The organism is Serratia sp. 1D1416, from assembly GCF_003641105.1.
In the GTDB taxonomy this organism is placed as follows: Bacteria; Pseudomonadota; Gammaproteobacteria; order Enterobacterales; family Enterobacteriaceae; genus Serratia; species Serratia ficaria.
Genome location: NZ_CP032738.1, coordinates 2,836,326 through 2,856,274, shown reverse-complemented (window position 1 = coordinate 2,856,274; position 19,949 = coordinate 2,836,326). Strand labels below are relative to the sequence as shown.

General features: G+C 59.1%; 17 protein-coding genes. 8 read left to right on the top strand and 9 right to left on the bottom strand.

All coding sequences use genetic code 11. The annotated features are described in order from the left end of the window. The first annotated feature begins 15 nt into the window (after positions 1 to 15). Entirely contained in the window at positions 16 to 705 is a 690-nt protein-coding gene (gene kdpE / locus D7I37_RS13800; protein ID WP_095096251.1) for a two-component system response regulator KdpE, read from the top strand. Here the strand turns inward: kdpE and D7I37_RS13795 are convergent. The 4 genes from D7I37_RS13795 to seqA all read right to left on the bottom strand — a co-directional run bounded on the left by D7I37_RS13795 (position 702) and on the right by seqA (position 4,070). Next, positions 702 to 995, bottom strand: coding sequence for a DUF3861 domain-containing protein (locus D7I37_RS13795; protein WP_061799965.1), 294 nt, complete (start codon positions 993 to 995; stop codon positions 702 to 704). The genes kdpE and D7I37_RS13795 overlap by 4 nt on opposite strands. Next, complete coding sequence (locus D7I37_RS13790) at positions 995 to 1,615, bottom strand: PadR family transcriptional regulator (RefSeq protein WP_061799962.1); 621 nt, start codon at positions 1,613 to 1,615, stop codon at positions 995 to 997. Before D7I37_RS13790 ends, D7I37_RS13795 begins: the two co-directional genes overlap by 1 nt. Positions 1,616 to 1,812: 197 nt before the next feature. Beyond that, positions 1,813 to 3,456: a phosphoglucomutase (alpha-D-glucose-1,6-bisphosphate-dependent) gene (pgm, locus tag D7I37_RS13785; protein ID WP_061799960.1), complete on the bottom strand. Its 1,644-nt coding sequence runs from the start codon at positions 3,454 to 3,456 to the stop codon at positions 1,813 to 1,815. A gap of 74 nt (positions 3,457 to 3,530) precedes the next feature. Beyond that, on the bottom strand, positions 3,531 to 4,070 hold the full coding sequence (seqA, locus tag D7I37_RS13780; protein ID WP_061799958.1) for a replication initiation negative regulator SeqA: 540 nt from the start codon (positions 4,068 to 4,070) through the stop codon (positions 3,531 to 3,533). 223 nt (positions 4,071 to 4,293) lie between these two features. On the opposite strand from seqA, the gene ybfF reads away from it, so the two are divergent. The 4 genes from ybfF (at position 4,294) to fur (ending at position 7,193) form a co-directional block, all read left to right on the top strand. Continuing rightward, positions 4,294 to 5,067 (top strand): esterase, encoded by a 774-nt coding sequence (gene ybfF, locus D7I37_RS13775; protein ID WP_174524377.1) that lies wholly within the window; start codon positions 4,294 to 4,296, stop codon positions 5,065 to 5,067. A gap of 258 nt (positions 5,068 to 5,325) precedes the next feature. Next, entirely contained in the window at positions 5,326 to 5,613 is a 288-nt protein-coding gene (gene ybfE, locus D7I37_RS13770) for a LexA regulated protein (protein WP_004939936.1), read from the top strand. A 263-nt stretch (positions 5,614 to 5,876) separates the two neighbouring features. Further along, complete coding sequence (gene fldA, locus D7I37_RS13765; RefSeq protein ID WP_061799957.1) at positions 5,877 to 6,416, top strand: flavodoxin FldA; 540 nt, start codon at positions 5,877 to 5,879, stop codon at positions 6,414 to 6,416. A gap of 330 nt (positions 6,417 to 6,746) precedes the next feature. After that, positions 6,747 to 7,193, top strand: coding sequence for a ferric iron uptake transcriptional regulator (gene fur / locus D7I37_RS13760; protein ID WP_061799956.1), 447 nt, complete (start codon positions 6,747 to 6,749; stop codon positions 7,191 to 7,193). Positions 7,194 to 7,381: 188 nt separating this feature from the next. Here fur and D7I37_RS13755 read toward each other — a convergent pair whose 3' ends face one another. The 5 genes from D7I37_RS13755 to nagE all read right to left on the bottom strand — a co-directional run bounded on the left by D7I37_RS13755 (position 7,382) and on the right by nagE (position 16,356). Continuing rightward, on the bottom strand, positions 7,382 to 10,039 hold the full coding sequence (locus D7I37_RS13755; protein ID WP_129543883.1) for a beta-N-acetylhexosaminidase: 2,658 nt from the start codon (positions 10,037 to 10,039) through the stop codon (positions 7,382 to 7,384). A gap of 11 nt (positions 10,040 to 10,050) precedes the next feature. Then, a complete protein-coding gene (chiQ, locus tag D7I37_RS13750; protein WP_061799955.1) occupies positions 10,051 to 10,377 on the bottom strand; it encodes a ChiQ/YbfN family lipoprotein in 327 nt (108 codons plus the stop codon). Between the two features lie 47 nt (positions 10,378 to 10,424). Beyond that, the gene (locus D7I37_RS13745; RefSeq protein ID WP_129543882.1) at positions 10,425 to 11,828 is read right to left on the bottom strand and encodes an OprD family outer membrane porin; all 1,404 of its coding nucleotides are present in this window, start codon (positions 11,826 to 11,828) and stop codon (positions 10,425 to 10,427) included. 573 nt (positions 11,829 to 12,401) lie between these two features. Then, positions 12,402 to 14,066 carry a glutamine--tRNA ligase gene (gene glnS / locus D7I37_RS13740; protein WP_061799309.1) on the bottom strand — a complete coding sequence of 555 codons (1,665 nt, stop codon included), beginning with the start codon at positions 14,064 to 14,066 and terminating at the stop codon, positions 12,402 to 12,404. A 238-nt stretch (positions 14,067 to 14,304) separates the two neighbouring features. After that, entirely contained in the window at positions 14,305 to 16,356 is a 2,052-nt protein-coding gene (gene nagE, locus D7I37_RS13735; RefSeq protein ID WP_129543881.1) for an N-acetylglucosamine-specific PTS transporter subunit IIBC, read from the bottom strand. Between the two features lie 335 nt (positions 16,357 to 16,691). Here nagE and nagB point away from each other — a divergent pair, with 335 nt between their 5' ends. The 3 genes from nagB to D7I37_RS13720 are packed head-to-tail and all read left to right on the top strand — an operon-like array spanning position 16,692 to position 19,898. Continuing rightward, a complete protein-coding gene (nagB, locus tag D7I37_RS13730) occupies positions 16,692 to 17,492 on the top strand; it encodes a glucosamine-6-phosphate deaminase (RefSeq protein WP_129543880.1) in 801 nt (266 codons plus the stop codon). Positions 17,493 to 17,510: 18 nt separating this feature from the next. After that, complete coding sequence (nagA, locus tag D7I37_RS13725) at positions 17,511 to 18,650, top strand: N-acetylglucosamine-6-phosphate deacetylase (RefSeq protein ID WP_061799306.1); 1,140 nt, start codon at positions 17,511 to 17,513, stop codon at positions 18,648 to 18,650. Between the two features lie 27 nt (positions 18,651 to 18,677). Continuing rightward, complete coding sequence (locus D7I37_RS13720; protein WP_095096247.1) at positions 18,678 to 19,898, top strand: N-acetylglucosamine repressor; 1,221 nt, start codon at positions 18,678 to 18,680, stop codon at positions 19,896 to 19,898. Positions 19,899 to 19,949: the final 51 nt, after the last annotated feature.

The window sequence follows — 19,949 nt, the reverse complement described above, 5'->3', positions numbered from 1 at the left end:
ATATCCTGGAGAACCGTGAGCACAACGCCAACCAACATTCTGATTGTCGAGGATGAAAAAGAGATCCGCCGCTTCGTGCGCACCGCGCTGGAAAGCGAGGGCCTGCGGGTATTTGAGAGCGAAACGCTGCAGCGCGGGCTGATTGAAGCCGGTACGCGCAAGCCGGACCTGATCATTCTGGATTTGGGGTTGCCGGACGGCGACGGGTTGAACTATATCCGCGATCTGCGGCAATGGAGCGCCATTCCGGTGATCGTGCTGTCGGCGCGCAACGCGGAAGAAGACAAGATCGCCGCGCTGGACGCCGGAGCGGATGATTACCTCAGCAAACCGTTCGGCATCGGCGAACTGCTGGCGCGGGTGCGGGTGGCGCTGCGCCGCCATTCTGCCAGCCTGCAGGAAAGCCCGTTGGTCAGCTTTTCGGCCATCACCGTCGATCTGATCAACCGCCGGGTGCTGCGCAACGATGAAGATCTGCACCTGACGCCGATTGAGTTCCGGCTGCTGGCCGAACTGCTGGCCAATTCAGGCAAGGTGATCACCCAGCGCCAGCTGCTGAGCCACGTCTGGGGCCCCAACTACGTGGAACACAGCCATTACCTGCGCATCTATATGGGCCATCTGCGGCAAAAGCTGGAGGTCGATCCGGCGCGCCCCCGGCATCTGCTGACCGAGACCGGCGTCGGTTACCGCTTTATGCCTTAAGGCCCCTTTTTCAAGCCGATCATAAACGCCTTGAACGCCTCGCGCAGCGGGGCGAACACCGGGTGCTTGCGGTTTTCGATCATCACTTCGGAGAACAGCTTCAGCCCAACGGCGAAGGCCGCGCTTTGCCGGGGGCCGAAGTTCAGGTCCTCTCGCGCCTGGATGCGTTCGACGATGCCGAGAATATCGTCGTGATTCTCCACTTCAAAACTCAACGGCGCTTTCTCTACCGGGTTGCCCTGGCGATCGCTCAGGGCTTCTACGGTGATTTTAAAACGGTGGCCGGGCATCAGTCGTTCTCCTGTTCTGCGGGTTTGATGTTCATTTCGCGCTCAATCGCCGCGACGGCGGTCAGCAAGGCCGCATTGATGCGTTCCACCTGCTGCGGCGTAAGGTCGGCGCGCATCACGTTGCCGCGCAGCAGGCTGCGCAGGCGATGCATCGCGTCGAAGATCCCTTCCGCCAGATTGCCCTGCGGGTGCCGCTCGCGCCCGGCGCCGGCCAAGCGGGCCAGGATCACGTCGACCACCTGCTGATGCTTTTGCAGCTCGCTCTGGCCCGCCGCGGTGATCTGATAGCTTTTGCGGCCGTTGCCGGTGGTGATCGGCGCGAGGAAATCCTGCTCTTCCAGCAGCGTCAGGGTGGGATAAATCACCCCCGGGCTCGGCACGTACAGCCCGGAAGACGCCTCGTCGATCGCCTTGATCAGCTCGTAGCCGTGGCTGGGCTTGCGCGCCACCAACGCCAGCAACACCAGGCGCAGATCGCCGTGCTCGAACATGCGGTGACGCCCGCCGCGACCGCGCGTTTCCCCTTCGCCGCCAAAACGATGGCGCCCGCCGCGATGACGGCCGTGGCCCTGTTCGCACTCAGGGTGCCGATGACGGTGTAAACCTAATCGATGAAACATAGGGTGATACCTCGCAATGAATGATTTGACGATGTTAACCACGAGGTCGTTTAGATATATCTAAATGGCTTCGATATAGCTAATCTAGATCGATATATCTAAATGCGCAAGCGCTGAAGGCAAAATAGATATATCTAAATTACAAGCATAAAAAAAGCGCTGTAAAAACAGCGCTTTTTGTCGTACGAAGGGAAAGATTATTTCGCGGAAGCCAGGACTTCGCTGACGATCTCTACCGCCTCATGTTCGATCTTCTCGCGGTGCTCGGCACCCAGGAAGCTCTCGCAGTAAATCTTGTAGGCCTCTTCGGTGCCTGAAGGACGGGCGGCGAACCAGCCGTTGTCGGTCATCACTTTCAGGCCGCCAATCGACGCGCCGTTGCCCGGCGCGCTGGTCAGACGCGCGGTGATAGGATCACCGCCCAGCGTGCTGGCCTTGACCATCTCCGGCGACAGCTTGGACAACGCGGCTTTTTGCGCGTGGCTGGCCGGCGCTTGGATGCGATTATAGCTTGGCGCGCCAAAGCGCTTGGCCAGATCGTCGTAATGATGCTGCGGGTTCTCGCCGGTAACCGCGGTGATTTCCGCCGCCAGCAGGCACATGATGATGCCGTCCTTGTCGGTCGACCACGGCGTGCCGTTGAAGCGCAGGAACGATGCCCCGGCGCTCTCTTCGCCGCCGAAGCCGAAGCTGCCGTCGAACAGGCCGTCAACGAACCACTTGAAACCGACCGGCACTTCCACCAGCTTGCGGCCGAGGTCGGCCACCACGCGGTCGATCATCGCGCTGGACACCAGCGTTTTGCCTACCGCCACGTCGGCGCCCCACTGCGGGCGATGCTGGAACAGGTAGTTGATGGCCACCGCCAGATAATGGTTCGGGTTCATCAGGCCCTTCGGCGTCACGATGCCGTGGCGGTCGTAATCCGGATCGTTGGCGAACGCCAAATCGAACTTGTCGCGCAGCGCCAGTAGCCCGGCCATCGCCGACTCGGAAGAGCAATCCATGCGAATGATGCCGTCGTGATCCAGATGCATAAAGCGGAAGGTCTGATCGATGGAATCGTTCACCAGCGTCAGGTCCAGCTGGTAATGCTCGGCCACGCGCTGCCAGTAAGCGATGCCGGAGCCGCCGAGCGGATCCACGCCCAGCTTCAGGCCGGCGCGCTGGATGGCGGGCATGTCGACGACGTCGACCAGCCCTTCAACGTACGGCTGCACCAGATCTTTGGCGTGCAGATGGCCGCTGTTCCAGGCCTTGTCCAGCGACTGACGCTGAACGCCCTTCAACTGCTGCGCCAGCAGTTCGTTGGCGCGCTTTTCAATCACCGAGGTCAGGTTGGTGTCGGCCGGGCCGCCGTTCGGCGGGTTGTACTTGATGCCGCCGTCTTCCGGTGGGTTATGGGAAGGGGTAATGACGATGCCGTCGGCCTGCGCCCCGCCCTGGCGGTTGTGGCACAGGATGGCGTGCGATACCGCCGGCGTTGGCGTGAAGCCGTTGTTTTCCTGCACGACCACGTCGACGCCGTTGGCGGTCAGCACTTCCAGCACCGAAATGAAGGCCGGCTCCGACAGCGCATGGGTATCCTTGCCGACGTAGCACGGACCGGTAGTGCCCTGCTGACGGCGAACTTCGGCGATCGCCTGCGCGATGGCGAGAATGTGCGCTTCATTAAAACTGTGGCGCAGCGCGCTGCCGCGGTGACCGGATGTCCCGAATTTCACCGCGTGGGCGGCGTTGCCCGCTTCCGGCTGCAGCACATAGTACTGCGACGTAAGCTGGGCTACGTTGATCAAATCGCTTTGCCGGGCGGGCTGCCCGGCACGTGGACTATTCGCCATCGACCTATCTCCCTCATCCCTGTCAGTGGCCGGGCAATATGTCGCACGGCCAGCATGACGGGCTGTTCGCTAAATTAGACGGTGCCGCAAACTTTCTCTATCAGTTCCGCCGGGAACTGCATGGCCTGCATGATGTGTTCAATCATGCTGCGTTTGCGGCCGGTATTGGTATTGGTAATCACCCAATAAGGGGTGCCCGGAACGTGTTTCGGCTTGGTATGCGTACCGTTGGCCAGCAGGGTTTGCTGATCGCCGGCAAAGTAGGTGCGGGTACGGCCGTGCAACGCATCGGTGGCGGCGGCAAAGCCGGCGGCATCGAGGGTATAGAGCGTGGACAGCACCAGCATAAAACGGTTAACGGCCTTATTCTGCTCGGCGTACTCATCCGACAGCAGCAGCTCACGCACGGCGCGCACGCGATCGCGCGGGCGCTGCGCGGGCGCAGCCTTTTCCAACTCGGCGGACTGAGCGCCGGCGGCGGGTACGGAGCGTACCGGTTGGCCTGCGGTAAATTTCAACATGCGGCGTAAAATATCGGACGCGCTCTCACCGATGTGTTGCGTGTGGCTGGCAATATAACGGTAAAGCTCTTCGTCGACTTCAATAGTTTTCATCTTTATCCAGTACTGTTTTTTCTACTTAGAACCTGAAGCCAGATTCTGCATTCAAGCCATGGGATTATAAGGTTAAAAGCGCGGGGGCGAACACCACTAAGTGTCGCCAAACGGAAAATGCAGACTAATACCTATTCCCGTCGTACTTCAAGCTGCATCGCTCAACTCCGCGTTATTCATCGTGCGATTCAATCATGATACCCTAATCTGAATCTCTCTCAGCATGAACTTCGCCATGAAATTACATTATCAACTGCTGGCCGCCGAGTCGGACGCCCTGCCGGTGCTGCTGATCCACGGCCTGTTCGGCAATCTGGACAACCTGGGCGTGCTGGCGCGCGACCTGAACCGGCGCCACAGCGTCATCAAGGTCGATCTGCGCAACCATGGCCTGTCGCCGCGTTCCGCAGAGATGACCTACCCGGCCATGGCGCAGGATCTGCTGACGCTGCTCGACGACCTGCAACTGGAGAAAGTCATCGTCATCGGCCATTCGATGGGCGGCAAAGCGGCGATGGCGCTGACCGCCATTGCGCCGGAGCGCATCGACAAGCTGATCGTCATCGACGTGGCGCCGGTGGATTACCGCACCCGCCGCCACGATGAGATTTTCGCCGCGCTGAAGGCCGTGAGCGCCGCCGGCATTACCCAGCGCCAACAGGCCGCCCAGCTGATGCGCGATTATCTGCAGGAAGAAGGGGTGATCCAGTTTCTGCTGAAATCCTTCCACAACGGCGAATGGCGTTTCAACCTGCCGGTGTTGATCGCGCAGTACGAAAACGTCACCGGCTGGCAGGAGGTGCCCGCCTGGCCGCACCCGACGCTGTTCATCCGCGGCGGGCTGTCGCCCTACGTGCAGGACGGTTACCGCGCCGACATCGCGCGCCAGTTCCCGCTGGCCCGCGCGCACGTGGTGGCGGGAACCGGGCACTGGGTGCACGCCGAAAAACCGGAAGCGGTGCTGCGCGCCATCCACCGTTTTCTCGGCGAAGCCTGACAAACGCCCGTCGCTGGCGAAAAAACGCGCTAAAGATAACGGCTTAGCGCGCTTTCGGCTCAGTTAAGCATTGTCGTTGCTCTATCTGCTGGGGTAATATGGCGCGCTATAATTTTGCCGCCCTGCCCAGCGTGTTCGCTAACGCCAGTCCGGGGGTGAATTTGGGTTAGGGTTTATTGGCCCGAAGTGTGTTAACCGAATCGTCCGGAAGCGTGTAAAACGCTTTTTGATGCAAACTTCCTTGCAGTACCGCTACCTATGGCAAAAGAACAAACGGATCGCACGACGCTGGATCTGTTCGCAGATGAACGCCGTCCGGGGCGCCCGAAAACCAACCCGCTATCCCGCGATGAACAGCTTAGAATCAATAAGCGCAATCAGCTGCGGCGCGATAAAGTACGTGGATTGCGGCGCGTGGAGTTGAAAATCAACGCGGATGCGGTGGACGCCCTGAACAAACTGGCGGAACAGCGCAATATCAGCCGCAGCGAGCTCATTGAGCAAATGCTGCTGGCGCAGCTGGCGGAAGAACAGCCAGAACATTGATCTCTTCGGCCGCACATGCGGCGCGGCGTTAAGGATGACGCCGGATCAACACCGTTTTACTCTCCTCCGGCATCGCATAAATGCGATAAAACCCCGGGGTAAATTTCTGGCATGATAGGCGTTTACCGGCAAGAGACCGCGCCCACACGGCGCCCGCCACTGCGGCGGCCGGCTTTTGCCATGGCATCATTTTAATCGGTGTTAGCGGGGTCAGCACTAACATCGTGTAATGCAATTAATTGAATTTAAAGGTTATACGCGATATGGCTACTGTAGGCATTTTCTTTGGCAGCGACACTGGCAATACCGAAAACATTGCCAAAATGATCCAGAAAATTCTCCAGAAACAGTTTGGCGACGAGGTGTCTGAAGTGCACGACATCGCCAAAAGCAGCAAAGAGGATCTGGAAGGTTTCGATATCCTGCTGCTGGGTATCCCAACCTGGTACTACGGTGAAGCGCAGTGCGACTGGGATGACTTTTTCCCGACGCTGGAAGAAGTCGACTTCAACGGCAAGCTGGTTGCGCTGTTCGGCTGCGGCGACCAGGAAGACTACGCGGAATACTTCTGTGATGCGATGGGCACCATCCGCGACATCATCGAACCCCACGGCGCCGCCATCGTCGGCCACTGGCCAACCAAGGGCTACCATTTCGAAGCGTCCAAGGGCCTGGCGGACGACGACCACTTCATCGGCCTGGCTATCGACGAAGATCGCCAACCGGAGCTGACCAACGAACGTGTCGAAGCCTGGGTCAAACAGATCGTCGAAGAACTGAGCCTGGCCGACATCGTCGGCTGAGGCCATTGTTGCCTAAAGGTTGAACAAAGGCCCTGCAAAGTGCATAGTGTGGCCAGCAGGGCCGTCATCGGCAGCATGGATTGCTGCAATAGAAGCTACATATTGGTAACTTCCCACATCGTCACGGTAGACTGAGATATCGGTTTATCCCATCCATCAAGGCGTTGCATGTGTACCATGCAATAGTGCAATTATATCTTTGTTAACAACCGGCGGTTTCCATTTAGGGCAACCGGTTCTATAATGAGACGCAATTAACTCTTTGTGCCGACCGATGCCACAGGCGAGAACGCCTCAACTTGATTAGCATAGTAACAGGACTGAATCCGCATGACTGACAACAACACCGCATTGAAGAAGGCCGGCTTAAAAGTCACGCTTCCGCGACTCAAAATCCTGGAAGTACTGCAAAATCCGGAATGCCATCACGTCAGTGCGGAAGATTTGTATAAAAAACTGATAGATATGGGCGAAGAAATCGGACTGGCGACGGTTTACCGCGTGCTGAACCAGTTTGATGATGCGGGCATTGTGACTCGTCACAATTTCGAAGGCGGCAAGTCCGTATTCGAACTGACCCAGCAGCACCACCACGATCACCTGATCTGCCTGGACTGCGGCAAAGTGATCGAATTCAGAGATGAATCGATCGAAGCGCGTCAGCGCGACATCGCCAAGCAACACGGCATCAAACTCACCAACCACAGCCTGTACCTGTACGGCCACTGTGAAACCGGTGACTGCCGCGAAGACGATACGCTGCACGACGCCAAGTAATCCTCCGGGATTGAACAACCGCCTCAGGGCGGTTTTTTTGTGCCCGTCGCCGGCGGGAAAAAAAGCCCCGGCAGCGCCGGGGAAGGTTCACTTGACGAAATACCACAATTGCAGCGGCGTAACTCCACCGACTTCTCTCACTTCACCCTCGGCCCGCCGCCGACACGCAGCGGGCCGCATCAGCCGGCTTAAACCTTCTCGGCGCGGCTGTAACGCTTGCCGTCCGGGCTGACCGCACGCACCAGCACCTCGCCGGAGACCGCCGGCCCGGCGTTGGCGTCATAGCGCTGCCATTGCTTACCGCCGTCGGTGGAGTACTCGATGCCCAGCCCCGGCAGAGAGATATTCGCCTCCAGCTTGCCGCCGGTGACGCGCGCGCCCGGCACCGGCAGGCGATAGCTGACGCCGCCCTTGTCCAGCTTGGCCAGCTCGCGCTGGCCGAGCAGGTTGGCGAAGCGCAGCCAGTCCTGATCCAGAGCCTTGCCGTCGACAAAGTGCGTTTTCCCGCCCCGGTACTCGCGGCCGGCCCGGTAATCCTGCTCCCAGGAGGCGCGATGCCAGGCGCGTTCGGCTACCGACAGCGAACGCGGGAAGATCATGTATTCCATTTGCGGGTCGGTGCGCTGGGTTTCGCTCCACAGCTGGGCGGAGATGCCGTAGGCGCCCGGCCAGGGTTTGTCGCTTCTGGCGGTGAAGCGATTGCCGTCGCGGTCCACCGAGGTTTCGGCGTTCTGCGGCAGGTTGTCCGGCGCGAAGCTGAACATCTTCCGTTCGTCGCTGAAGCGGGTGCCCCAGTAATAACCGCGCTCGTCCGGATTCACCTCGTAAGGGAAGTCCATATAAACGTAATCCGGGTTGGAGATGATCACCTCGTAGCCCTTGTTCGCCCAGTCATTGGCGCTGTCGAAACCGCCCCAGTACAGGGTGTCCCAGAAGTTCACGCCCACGCGCGGCGTGGCGAACGCGCCGGCGTCCTGCGCATCTTTCAGGCCATCCTGCCAGGCCTGCATTCTGCCGATGCCGTGCGCCTTCACCAGTTGGCTGACCTCCAGCCCGAAGTAGCTCGGCAGATGCGCCATATCGGCCACCTTGCCGTCTTCGATCATCGCCTGGCACACCCGGGATTTCGCCCAGGGCTTGTCTTCCTTGCTCTGGTCGATTATGCCCTTGCCCGCTTCAGGTTTCAGGCGATCGGTATACCCCGCCCCCAGGCGAATATTTTTCGCTTCGTCACCGCCGAAATGCCAGGTGTTCAACGGCTGGCCGGCCTCTCGATGCATTTGGGCAATCTCGCCGATCACCTTGTCGACAAAGCGTTTGGAGGAGTCCAGGCACGGGTTCAGATAGCTCTGGCGGTTGAAGTACTGCACCGAAGTCGTGTTGGAAGTATCGGTCGGATCGACCAGGCGGAACTCGTTGGCCTCGCGCTCTTTGCCCGCCGCATGCAGTTTTTTGTAACGCGCCTCCATGGAAACCACCGCCGCGCGCGCGTGCGCCGGCATGTCGATTTCCGGGATCACCTCAATCTGGCGCGCCTGCGCGTATTTGACGATGTCGATATAGTCCTGCCGGGAGAAGAAGCCGCCGTATGCCTCCGGCCCCTGGCCATACTGCGGCAGCAGGCAGGCGGTTTCGCTCAGGTCGTGGCAGCGCCGGCCCCCGACGTCGGTCAGTTCAGGCAGGCCCGGGATTTCGATGCGCCAGCCTTCGTCGTCGCTCAGGTGGAAGTGGAATTTATTCAGCTTGTAGGCCGCCATCTGATCCAGCAGGCGCAGCACCGCGTCTTTATGATGGAAGTTGCGCGCCACGTCGAGAAAGATGCCGCGATACGGGAAACGCGGCGCGTCTTTGGCGTCCAACGTGGCGATGTCGCTGCCGCCATCGCTCGGCACCAGCGACAGGATCGACTGCAGCCCGTTGAATACCCCCGCCTGATCGAAGCCGATCACGCGCGCTTCCTGCATGCCGATTTTCAGCTCATAGGCGCCCGACACCGCCAGCGGGCCTTTGAACCTGCCCGGTTGGATCGCGGTGTTGATCGGATAGCCCTGCGCGTTAGCGGCCACGCCCAGCAGCGCGAAGCGCTGGCCTACGGCCTCGGCCGCCGGTTTGGCCAGCGCGCTCAAATCCAGCGCCACGCCCTTGCTCAGGTCGACATCCTGCGGATGCACCTTCACCTCCCGCGGCGTCGGCACAATCTGGCCGCGCAGCGCGGCGGCCGGCAGGGTTTTCAGCGCGGCGTTGTTGATAAAGCGCGAAGCCGGCGTCATCAGAACGTTGTTGTCGTCCTTGGTGCGCTTCCACTGGTCGCCGGTAAAGGGCGCCACGAAGCGGCTCAGATCTTCGGTATCGGTATTGCGCAGAATTTTCGGTTTGGCGTCGCCGGACGCGGCGTACCAGCGCGGTACGAAATCGGTTTTAAACAGTTGCCAGTATTCGGCGACGATCGGGATGGTCACCGCCTGCCCTGCCGGGAAACCGCTGAACGTCGCGGTCGGCTCCAGTTTGTACAGATCGCCGGTCAGGTGCGTTATCCTGAATTGTTCGTTATCCACCTGCAGGGTTTGGCGCGCGCTGTGGAAATAAATCGCCCAGTCGCCGCCGGTGATCGCCTGGCCGTCGTTGCTCAGGGTGATCAATACCCGATTGCACGCCGCCCAGTCGGCGCCCAACGCGGCGCAGTCCAGGCCGCCGTCGGCGGCGCGGTTGTCGACCATTTTCACATTCAGCTTCAGCTGGCTCAGTTGATCCACCAGCTGCTGATTGGCCAGCGCATTCCCCGCGCCGCCAAACAGCCCAAGGGTTGCCGTCAGCGCGGCAAGCGCACTCAGTTTGAATCGGTTCATCTGCTTCATCCTTAATTGTTGTTGTCGCGGATCTCTTGCCAAATCTTGCCGCACCTGGCGTCATACGCCTGACCGTTGCCGCTGTGCACCGCCTGAAGGCAGTTCTGATAATCCATCACCCGCACCGTTTCTTTCTCGGCGAACTGCCGGTGCCGTTTCTCTTGCTTCAGCACGTTCAGCACCGCCCGGCACGACTGCAGTTTTTCCGGCGATCCCTCTGCGGTATTGATGCAGGCGCTGTAGGCCTGTTTCAGTTTGGCGTCTTCCGGCGGCGCGGCCGGTTGCGCGCAGGCGCTCAGCGCAGCGGCGGCGGCCAATATCAGCATGATTTTTTTCATCGTTATATTCCCGTTCAGTTGCCCCGGCGCAATCGCCGGGGAACGCATCAGAAAATGGTGAATGGCGCGATGACCATAAATTTGACGTCTTTCTCGTCCTGGAAGATGTTGCCGTAACCGCCGCCCCAGCTCGGGATATTGGTGTGGTTATCGTATTGGGTGTAGTGCAGCTTGAGCAGCGTGCCTTTGGCGCGCCCTTCCTGGATGGTGTACAGCGCGTCCAGGCTCCAGGCGCTCTCTTTCAGGCGCTGGCTCTGATCGTAAATCGGGTTGGTGCTCGGCTTGGCGTCCCAGGCGTAGACGTAGGAGCCGCCGACCGCCATGCCCGGCAGGTTCCAGTTGCTCAGGTCGTACATCACGCCGGCGTAGACCGCCTTCTCGCCGTTGGCGTTGAAGTCGGAGCGGTTATCCCACCACACGTCGAGGCGGCCGTTGGAAGAGGCGTAGGTCGGCGTCATGCGCTGCAGGAAGAAGCCCTGATTGCCTTCCGCCTTGACCATGGTGCCTTCCAGACGCCAGTTGAACTGACCGGTGGTATAGCCGAAGGTCAGTGCCTGCAGCCAGGCCAGGCCGTCGTAGATGCTGTTCGGATCGTTCTTGTCGCCGATGCGGTCTTCCGCACCGTAGAACTGGTAGCTGGTGGTCAGCGGATTGCCCAGCAGGTCGAATTTGTAGGATGCCTTGGTGAAATACTGATTCACATAGCCTTCCGCCTGACCAAAGGCGGCTTCCAACACCAGATCGTTTTTGAAGTCGTACTTGGCGCCCAAAGAGTGCAGATAGGAGACGCCGGTTGTTTTATCGTTTTGGCGGAAGTCATCCATCTCGATATGCCACGGCGCCTTGTATTTGTCCGCCCACATGTAGGAGAAGCTCAGAGCGCCGGCGTCGCCGTAGTCAAAGTTGGCGCCCGCCTCCGCGCCGCGATAGGTGCCCGGCATAAAGCTCCAGTGCGGGGCGATCAGCGTCTGGCCGCTGGGTTGGATGTAACCGGCGCGCGCCCAGATCGGGCCGTATTTGAATTTACCGGCGGCTTTATACAGGCTGATGCCGCCTTTATCGCCGGAATAGTCTTCGTCGTAGGTCCGGTTTTTCGAGGAAAAGGCGATTTCATTCGGGTGGCCGCTGGCGCTGGACTCGGCCAGCTCGATAGCGGTAAAGGCCCCGACGTCCAGACCGAACATGTCCCAGGCGTAGCCCGAGGCGAAGTCCAGGCTCAGGTTGGCGGTGGAGTGCGACAGGTTGGTGGTGTATTTATTGTAATCGTCGCTGGTCGGGTCGAGATCTTTGCGGTCACGCTCACGTTGCCAGTAATAAATGCCGCCGGTCAGCGTGGAATCATCGATAAACCCTGCGGCTTTCGCCTCAGGGGCCATGGCAAACCCTGTTCCCAACAGCGCGCCCGCGACAGCGAGCGCCAGCGTTTTACGCTGAGCACCGTGCGTACCCATATGAAATTCCTCTTTGACTTAACTTTAAAAGTTGCAGCCGCCTGTGTTTACCACTGCCCTGCGCGACCGCTAATAAAAAACCCAACCGGGTAAAAAATATCGCCGCAGGGTTGAATCCCCACAGCACTTATTGCTACAGACAGACTATTTTTCGCGTCGCGAATTATCAAATGAAAAATGACAGAGATTTGTCAAACTATGACAAGGAGCACATATCGATGAGATTTTGTTACGACATTGTGCAAACAGAGTGCTGAATAAAAAATTCAATAAAATCAGAATAAAAATCAATATCAGGTCAACCAAAGACGATTAATGGTTTCAGCCCGTTAAATATTGTCAGCCAGAAGAAAAAATATGAGAGCGCTCTCCAAATGACATTAATTCGCATCGCGAATATATAAAAAAGGATTATGCAAATCACGCCATGTATCAAGCAATTGATGATTAAAATGACGAGGGGAATGAAGCGGCAGAAAGGAAAATAAAGCGCGAAAAACAATACCGGCTGATGAAATAAAAAAAGCGCAGCCTAAGCTGCGCTTCCATGCATTACCGGGACGACGTTAAGGCTCAGGCCCCAATTTTAGCCCAGGTGTCGCGCAGGCCGACGGTGCGGTTGAACACCAGATGCTCGGCCGAAGAGTAACGGCTGTCGGCGCAGAAATAGCCTTCGCGCTCGAACTGATAGGCTTTCTCCGGCTGCGCCGTCGCCAGGCTCGGCTCGACGAAGCCGTGCTTGATAATCAGCGATTCCGGGTTGATGGTGGCGAGGAAGTCTTCCGCCGCCGCCGGGTTCGGCACGCTGAACAGGCGATCGTACAGGCGGATCTCGGCCGGCAGCGCGTGCGCGGCGGAAACCCAGTGGATCACGCCCTTCACCTTGCGCCCGTCGGCCGGATCCTTGCTCAGCGTCTCGGCGTCGTAGCTGCAGAAGATGGTGGTGATTTCGCCTTCGGCGTCCTTTTCGACCCGCTCGGCCTTGATCACGTAGGCATTGCGCAGGCGCACTTCCTTGCCCAGCACCAGACGCTTGTACTGCTTGTTGGCTTCTTCGCGGAAGTCGGCGCGGTCGATATAAATCTCGCGGCTGAACGGCACTTCGCGGCTGCCCATCTCCGGCTTGTTCGGGTGGTTTGGCATGGTGACCAGCTCCACGCCTTCGCGCATGTTCTCGATGACGATTTTCACCGGATCCAGCACCGCCATGGCGCGCGGGGCGTTCTCGTTCAGATCGTCGCGGATGCAGGATTCCAGCGCCACCATTTCGACGTTGTTGTCCTGCTTGGTCACGCCGATACGCTGGCAGAACTCGCGGATCGAAGCGGCGGTGTAGCCGCGGCGACGCAGGCCGGATACGGTCGGCATGCGCGGATCATCCCAGCCTTCGACAATCTTCTCGGTCACCAGCAGGTTCAGCTTGCGCTTCGACATGATGGCGTATTCAAGATTGAGGCGCGAGAACTCGTACTGACGCGGGTGGCAAGGAATGGTGATGTTATCCAGCACCCAGTCATACAGACGGCGGTTGTCCTGGAACTCCAGGGTACACAGCGAATGGGTGATCCCTTCCAGCGCATCGGAAATGCAGTGGGTGAAATCGTACATCGGGTAGATGCACCATTTGTTGCCGGTCTGGTGGTGTTCGGCGAACTTGATGCGGTACAGCACCGGATCGCGCATCACGATAAACGGCGAAGCCATGTCGATCTTGGCGCGCAGGCAGGCGGTGCCCTCGGCGAATTCGCCGTTGCGCATTTTCTCGAACAGCGCCAGGTTTTCTTCCACGCTGCGGCCGCGGTACGGGCTGTCTTTGCCCGGCGAGGTCAGGCTGCCGCGGTATTCGCGGATCTGCTCAGGCGACAGTTCGTCGACGTAGGCCAGCCCCTTGGCGATCAGCTCCACCGCATACTGGTGCAGCTGGTCGAAATAATCGGAAGAGTAACGGACGTTGCCGCTCCACTCGAAGCCCAGCCACTCCACGTCGTGCTTGATCGAATCCACGAACTCGATGTCTTCTTTCACCGGGTTGGTGTCATCGAAACGCAGGTTGCACTGACCCTGATAGTCTTTGGCGATGCCAAAGTTCAGGCAAATGGATTTGGCGTGGCCGATATGCAGGTAGCCGTTAGGCTCCGGCGGGAAACGGGTATGGACCGACGTATGTTTCCCTGACGCCAGATCTTCATCGACGATCTGACGGATAAAATTGGTTGGGCGGGCTTCAGCCTCACTCATTTCACTATTCCTCAATGCAAAGCGCTACACATAACCGCCTATGATCCAACAAGCCACGCCCGGAAACAACCGTTTGTTTCACGAAAAATGCGCCGTGCTGCACCGCCATCGCGCAACGCCCCCTAATGGGGCGCGCACAGATAAAAAAAGCGGGAAGAGATTGCTCTCTTCCCGCCAAAATAAGGGTGAACGCCGTCATGACGCGTGAACACCCCGGGCACTGCTCAGGTAAAACCCGTTACTTCTGGATCTCGAACAGCGTGGTCTGGCCGGCGACTACGGAGCCGCTCGCCAGCGCCGCCAGGCCGGCATAGTCGTCGGAATTGCTGACCACCACCGGGCTGATCATCGAACGCGCGTTGGCGTTCAGGTACTCCAGATCCAACTCCAGGATCGGCTGGCCGGCTTTCACCTCCGCGCCCTCTTCCACCAGACGTTTGAAGCCCTGGCCGTTCAACGCCACGGTATCGATGCCCATGTGCACCACGATCTCGGCGCCCTTGTCGGTTTCCAGACAGAACGCGTGGTTGGTGTTGAAGATTTTCACCACGGTGCCGTCGGCCGGCGCCACCACGGTCTTGTCGGTCGGGCGGATCGCCAGACCGTCGCCGACCGCTTTGCTGGCGAAGGCTTCGTCAGGCACCTGATCGAGCGCCACCACTTCACCGGTCACCGGCGCCACCAGCGTTTCGAAGGCCGCTTTAGGCGCATTAGGCACCGCCTGCGGCCTGGCTTCTGCGGCCGGCGCAGCGGCTGGAGCGGCGGCGGCTGGAGCGGCGGCGGCCGCGACCGGGCCGGCGGCGACCACGTTGCGCATGGCGCTGGCGATCAGTTCGGCGCGGGTGCCGACAATCACCTGTACGCTCTGTTTGTTCAGGCGGATCACGCCGGATGCGCCCAGGCGTTTCGCCAGCGCGTCATTCACCAACGCGGAGTCTTTCACGTTCAGGCGCAGACGGGTGATGCAGGCGTCGATGCCGGTCAGGTTGTCGGAACCGCCGATGGCGCCCACGTAGCGACGCGCCAGGGTGGTGGTTTCGTTTTCGTCTTTACCGGTCTGGGTATCGACGTTGACGTCGTAACCGTCGGTTTCGTCGCCGGCTACCGCCAGTTCACGGCCCGGGGTCATCAGGTTGAACTTGTTGATGGTAAAGCGGAACACCAGATAGTAGATAACGAAGAACGCCAGGCCCTGCGGGATCAGCATGTACCAGTGGGTCGCCAGCGGGTTGCGCGACGACAGCACCATATCCACCAGGCCGGCGCTGAAGCCGAAACCGGCGATCCAGTGCATGCTGGCGGCGATGAAGACCGAAATCCCGGTCAGCACGGCGTGGATCACGTACAGCACCGGCGCCACGAACATGAAAGAGAATTCCAGCGGTTCGGTGATGCCGGTGAAGAAGGCGGCGAAGGCGGCGGCCAACATGATGCCCGCCACTTTGGCTTTGTTTTCCGGACGCGCGCAGTGATAGATGGCCAGCGCCGCACCCGGCAGGCCGAACATCATGATCGGGAAGAAGCCCGCCTGATAACGGCCGGTGATGCCCACCACCGCCTTGCCGGCTTCGATAGACTGCTGGCCGCCGAGGAAGTTAGGGATATCGTTAATGCCGGCCACGTCGAACCAGAACACCGAGTTCAGCGCATGGTGCAGACCGACCGGGATCAGCAGACGGTTGAAGAAGGCGTAAATGCCCGCGCCGACGGAGCCCATTTTCTGAATGTATTCGCCGAAGCTCACCAGACCGTTGAAGATGACCGGCCAGATGTACATCAGGATAAAGGCCACCAGGATCATCAGGAAGGAGATCAGGATCGGCACCAGGCGGCGTCCGCTGAAGAACGACAGCGCCTTCGGCAGCTCAACGCTGCTGAAGCGGTTGTAGATCTCGGCGGAGATGATGCCCACCAGAATACCGACGAACTGGTTTTGGATTTTGCCGAACGCGGCCGGGACCTGATCGAGAGGGATTTTTTGAATCATCGACACGGCGGCCGGCGAACAAAGGGTGGTCAACACCAGGAAACCGACGAAGCCGGTCAGCGCGGCGGCGCCGTCCTTGTCTTTCGACATGCCGTAGGCCACGCCGATGGCGAACAGCACCGACATATTGTCGATGATGGCGGAGCCGGACTTAATGAAGAAAGCGGCGAGCGCGTTGTCGCCGCCCCAACCGACAGGGTCGATCCAGTACCCGATCCCCATCAAGATGGCGGCGGCGGGCAGCGTGGCGACCGGCACCATCAGGGCCCGCCCCACTTTTTGCAAATAACTAAGAATGTTCACCTTTTCCCCCTATGTCGTCCGCGGACGGACCCTATTAGTAGTTTATTTGACGCTCTCACTACCTTTTAGAAAAAACGCATGGCACGTATCACTCATGCGGAGTGTAAAAAAATTATTTTGTATCGCAAATTAAAACCTCCTTTTTTGTGATTTATATCACCAAAAAGTAGTCTTAAACTGCCAGATTGCTAGCCATCACACAAAACTTATTTTATCATTCAAAAAATCAACTGAACGGACGATTCACGCGAGAATCATAAAGCTGGTTTACGCTTAGGACTCTCCATCAGGCCCGTACAGTATAGCTTTAGTTTACTTACCCAAAGAGGTGTTAGATGAGACTTATCCCACTGAAAGATAGCGCACAAGTCGGCAAATGGGCCGCCCGCCATATCGTTCAACGCATCAACGCATTCAAGCCAACCGCAGAGCGTCCGTTTGTCCTCGGCCTGCCAACCGGCGGCACGCCGCTGGAAGCGTACAAACATCTGATTGCGATGCACAAAGCAGGTGAAGTAAGCTTTAAGCATGTTGTGACTTTCAACATGGATGAATACGTTGGCCTGCCGCAGGAACACCCGGAAAGCTATCATACCTTCATGTACCGTAATTTCTTTGATCACGTTGATATCCCACGTGAAAATATCAACCTGCTGAACGGCAACGCCGCCGACGTCGACGCCGAATGCCGCCAGTATGAAGAGAAGATCAAGTCTTACGGTAAAATTAACCTGTTTATGGGCGGCGTCGGCATCGACGGCCACATCGCGTTCAACGAGCCGGCGTCTTCACTGGCTTCGCGCACCCGCATCAAAACGCTGACCGAGGACACCCGCATCGCCAACTCGCGCTTCTTCGGCGGCGACGTCAGCCTGGTGCCGAAATATGCGTTGACCGTCGGCGTGGGCACGCTGCTGGATGCGGAAGAAGTGATGATTCTGGTGACCGGCCACGCCAAGGCCCAGGCGCTGGAAGCCGCAGTGGAAGGCAATATCAACCACATGTGGACCATCAGCTGCCTGCAGCTGCACGCCAAGGCGGTGGTGGTATGCGACGAACCGGCCACCATGGAACTGAAAGTCAAAACCGTTAAATACTTCCGCGAGTTAGAAGCGGAAAGCGTTAAGAGTCTTTAATCTTTGCAGGGGGCTACGATGTTCGCTTTAACCCAAGGCCGGATTTTTACCGGCCACGACGTACTTGATGACCATGCAGTGATTATCGCTGATGGGCTGATTGAAAGAGTCTGCCCGGTGGCCGAATTGCCCGCCGGCATCGAAACGCGCGATCTGGGTGGCGCTATCCTGGCCCCCGGACTGATCGACGTGCAGCTGAACGGCTGCGGCGGCGTACAGTTCAACGATTCGCTGGAGGCCATTTCGGAAGACACGCTGGAGATCATGCAGCGCGCCAACGAAAAGTCCGGCTGCACCAGCTATCTGCCGACGCTGATCACCAGCAGCGACGAATTTATGAAGCACAGCATCGAAGTGATGCGCGCTTATCTGAAAAAGCACCGTAACCAGGCGCTCGGTTTGCACCTGGAAGGGCCATACCTCAGCCCGGTGAAAAAAGGCACCCACAACCCGGCGTTTATCCGCAAGCCGACCCGGGAAATGATCGACTACCTGTGCGCCAACGCCGACGTGATAACCAAAGTGACGCTGGCGCCGGAAATGGTGGAGCCGCACTTTATCAAGCAGCTGACCGAGGCCGGCATCATCGTCTCCGCCGGCCACTCGAACGCCACCTACGATCAGGCCCGCACCGGCTTCGCCGCCGGCATCAGCTTCGCCACCCACCTGTACAACGCCATGCCGTACATCACCGGCCGCGAACCGGGGCTGATGGGCGCGATCTTCGACACGCCGGAGGTCTATACCGGCATCATCGCCGACGGCCATCACGTGGCCTGGGCGAGTATCCGTAACGCCAAACGCCTGAAAGGTGATAAGTTGGTGCTGGTCACCGACGCGACCGCTCCGGCGGGAGCCGATATTGACCAATTTATTTTCGCCGGTAAAACAATATACTATCGTGACGGGCTGTGCGTGGATGAAAACGGCACCCTGAGCGGCTCTGCGCTGACCATGATCGAAGCGGTGCGGAACAGCGTGGAACACATCGGCATCGCGCTCGACGAAGCGCTGCGCATGGCGACGCTGTATCCGGCGCGCGCGATCGGCGTTGACCGCCTGCTGGGCACCATTGAAGCCGGCAAAGTGGCTAACCTGACCGCCTTTACCGGTGATTTTAACATCACCAAAACGCTCGTTAACGGTAACGAGGTTTAATTCAATGAACAGCGAGTAAAATTATTGATGAGCACCGGCGGACAAGCACAGATAGGGAATGTTGACTTAGTCAAACAACTCAACGGCGCGGCAGTTTATCGCCTGATCGACCAGCAGGGTCCGATCTCGCGCATTCAGATTGCCGAACTCAGTCAGCTAGCGCCCGCCAGCGTCACTAAAATTACTCGCCAGCTGTTGGAGCGCGGGCTGATCAAGGAAGTCGATCAGCAAGCCTCCACCGGCGGCCGCCGCGCCATCTCCATCGTTTCCGAAACCCGTCATTTCCATACCGTCGCCGTACGCCTCGGGCGCCACGACGCCACCATTACCCTGTACGACATGAGCGGCAAATCGCTGGGCGAGGAACACTACCCGCTGCCGGAGCGCACCCAGGAAACGCTGGAAAACGCGCTGTTCGCCGCCATCGCGCAGTTTATCGAGAGCAACCAGCGCAAGCTGCGCGAGCTGATCGCCATTGCGGTGATCCTGCCCGGCCTGGTGGATCCTGCGCTGGGCGTGGTGCGCTACATGCCGCACATCAGCGTCAACAACTGGGCGCTGGTGGACAACCTGCAGCAGCGCTTTAACGTCACCAGCTTCGTTGGCCACGATATCCGCAGCCTGGCGCTGGCGGAACACTATTTTGGCGCCACCCGCGATTGCGAAGACTCTATTCTGGTGCGCCTGCACCGCGGCACCGGCGCCGGCATCATCGTCAACGGCCAGATCTTCCTCGGCAACAACGGCAACGTCGGCGAGATTGGCCATATCCAGATCGATCCGCTGGGCGAGCGCTGCCACTGCGGCAACTTCGGCTGCCTGGAAACCGTGGCCGCCAATGCGGCGATCGAGCACCGGGTGCGTCAGCTGCTGACGCAGGGCTACCCGAGCAAGCTGACGCTGGACGACTGCAGCATCGCCGCCATCTGCAAGGCCGCCAACCGCGGCGACCTGCTGGCCGGCGAAGTGATCGAACACGTCGGCCGCTACCTGGGCAAGGCGGTGGCCATCGCCATCAACCTGTTCAACCCGCAGAAGGTGGTGATCGCCGGTGAAATCACCGAGGCGGAAAAAGTGCTGCTGCCGGCGATCCAAAGCTGCATCAACACCCAGGTGCTGAAGGACTTCCGCAAAAATCTGCCGGTGGTCACCTCCGAACTCAATCATCGCTCGGCGATCGGCGCTTTCGCCCTGGCCAAGCGGGCGATGCTCAACGGCGTGCTATTGCAGCGATTGCTGGAAAGCTGATCCGCCGCTTCTGGCAGGTGTGCTATCGTCGCTTTTTGCCTGCCGCAATCA

Coding starts and splice junctions, on each gene's coding strand:
- D7I37_RS13795 (WP_061799965.1), bottom strand. CDS start 995: ATGCCCGGCCACCGTTTTAAAATCACCGTAGAAGCCCTGAGCGATCGC.
- D7I37_RS13790 (WP_061799962.1), bottom strand. CDS start 1,615: ATGTTTCATCGATTAGGTTTACACCGTCATCGGCACCCTGAGTGCGAA.
- pgm (WP_061799960.1), bottom strand. CDS start 3,456: ATGGCGAATAGTCCACGTGCCGGGCAGCCCGCCCGGCAAAGCGATTTG.
- seqA (WP_061799958.1), bottom strand. CDS start 4,070: ATGAAAACTATTGAAGTCGACGAAGAGCTTTACCGTTATATTGCCAGC.
- ybfF (WP_174524377.1), top strand. CDS start 4,294: ATGAACTTCGCCATGAAATTACATTATCAACTGCTGGCCGCCGAGTCG.
- ybfE (WP_004939936.1), top strand. CDS start 5,326: ATGGCAAAAGAACAAACGGATCGCACGACGCTGGATCTGTTCGCAGAT.
- fldA (WP_061799957.1), top strand. CDS start 5,877: ATGGCTACTGTAGGCATTTTCTTTGGCAGCGACACTGGCAATACCGAA.
- fur (WP_061799956.1), top strand. CDS start 6,747: ATGACTGACAACAACACCGCATTGAAGAAGGCCGGCTTAAAAGTCACG.
- D7I37_RS13755 (WP_129543883.1), bottom strand. CDS start 10,039: ATGAACCGATTCAAACTGAGTGCGCTTGCCGCGCTGACGGCAACCCTT.
- chiQ (WP_061799955.1), bottom strand. CDS start 10,377: ATGAAAAAAATCATGCTGATATTGGCCGCCGCCGCTGCGCTGAGCGCC.
- D7I37_RS13745 (WP_129543882.1), bottom strand. CDS start 11,828: ATGGGTACGCACGGTGCTCAGCGTAAAACGCTGGCGCTCGCTGTCGCG.
- glnS (WP_061799309.1), bottom strand. CDS start 14,066: ATGAGTGAGGCTGAAGCCCGCCCAACCAATTTTATCCGTCAGATCGTC.
- nagB (WP_129543880.1), top strand. CDS start 16,692: ATGAGACTTATCCCACTGAAAGATAGCGCACAAGTCGGCAAATGGGCC.
- nagA (WP_061799306.1), top strand. CDS start 17,511: ATGTTCGCTTTAACCCAAGGCCGGATTTTTACCGGCCACGACGTACTT.
- D7I37_RS13720 (WP_095096247.1), top strand. CDS start 18,678: ATGAGCACCGGCGGACAAGCACAGATAGGGAATGTTGACTTAGTCAAA.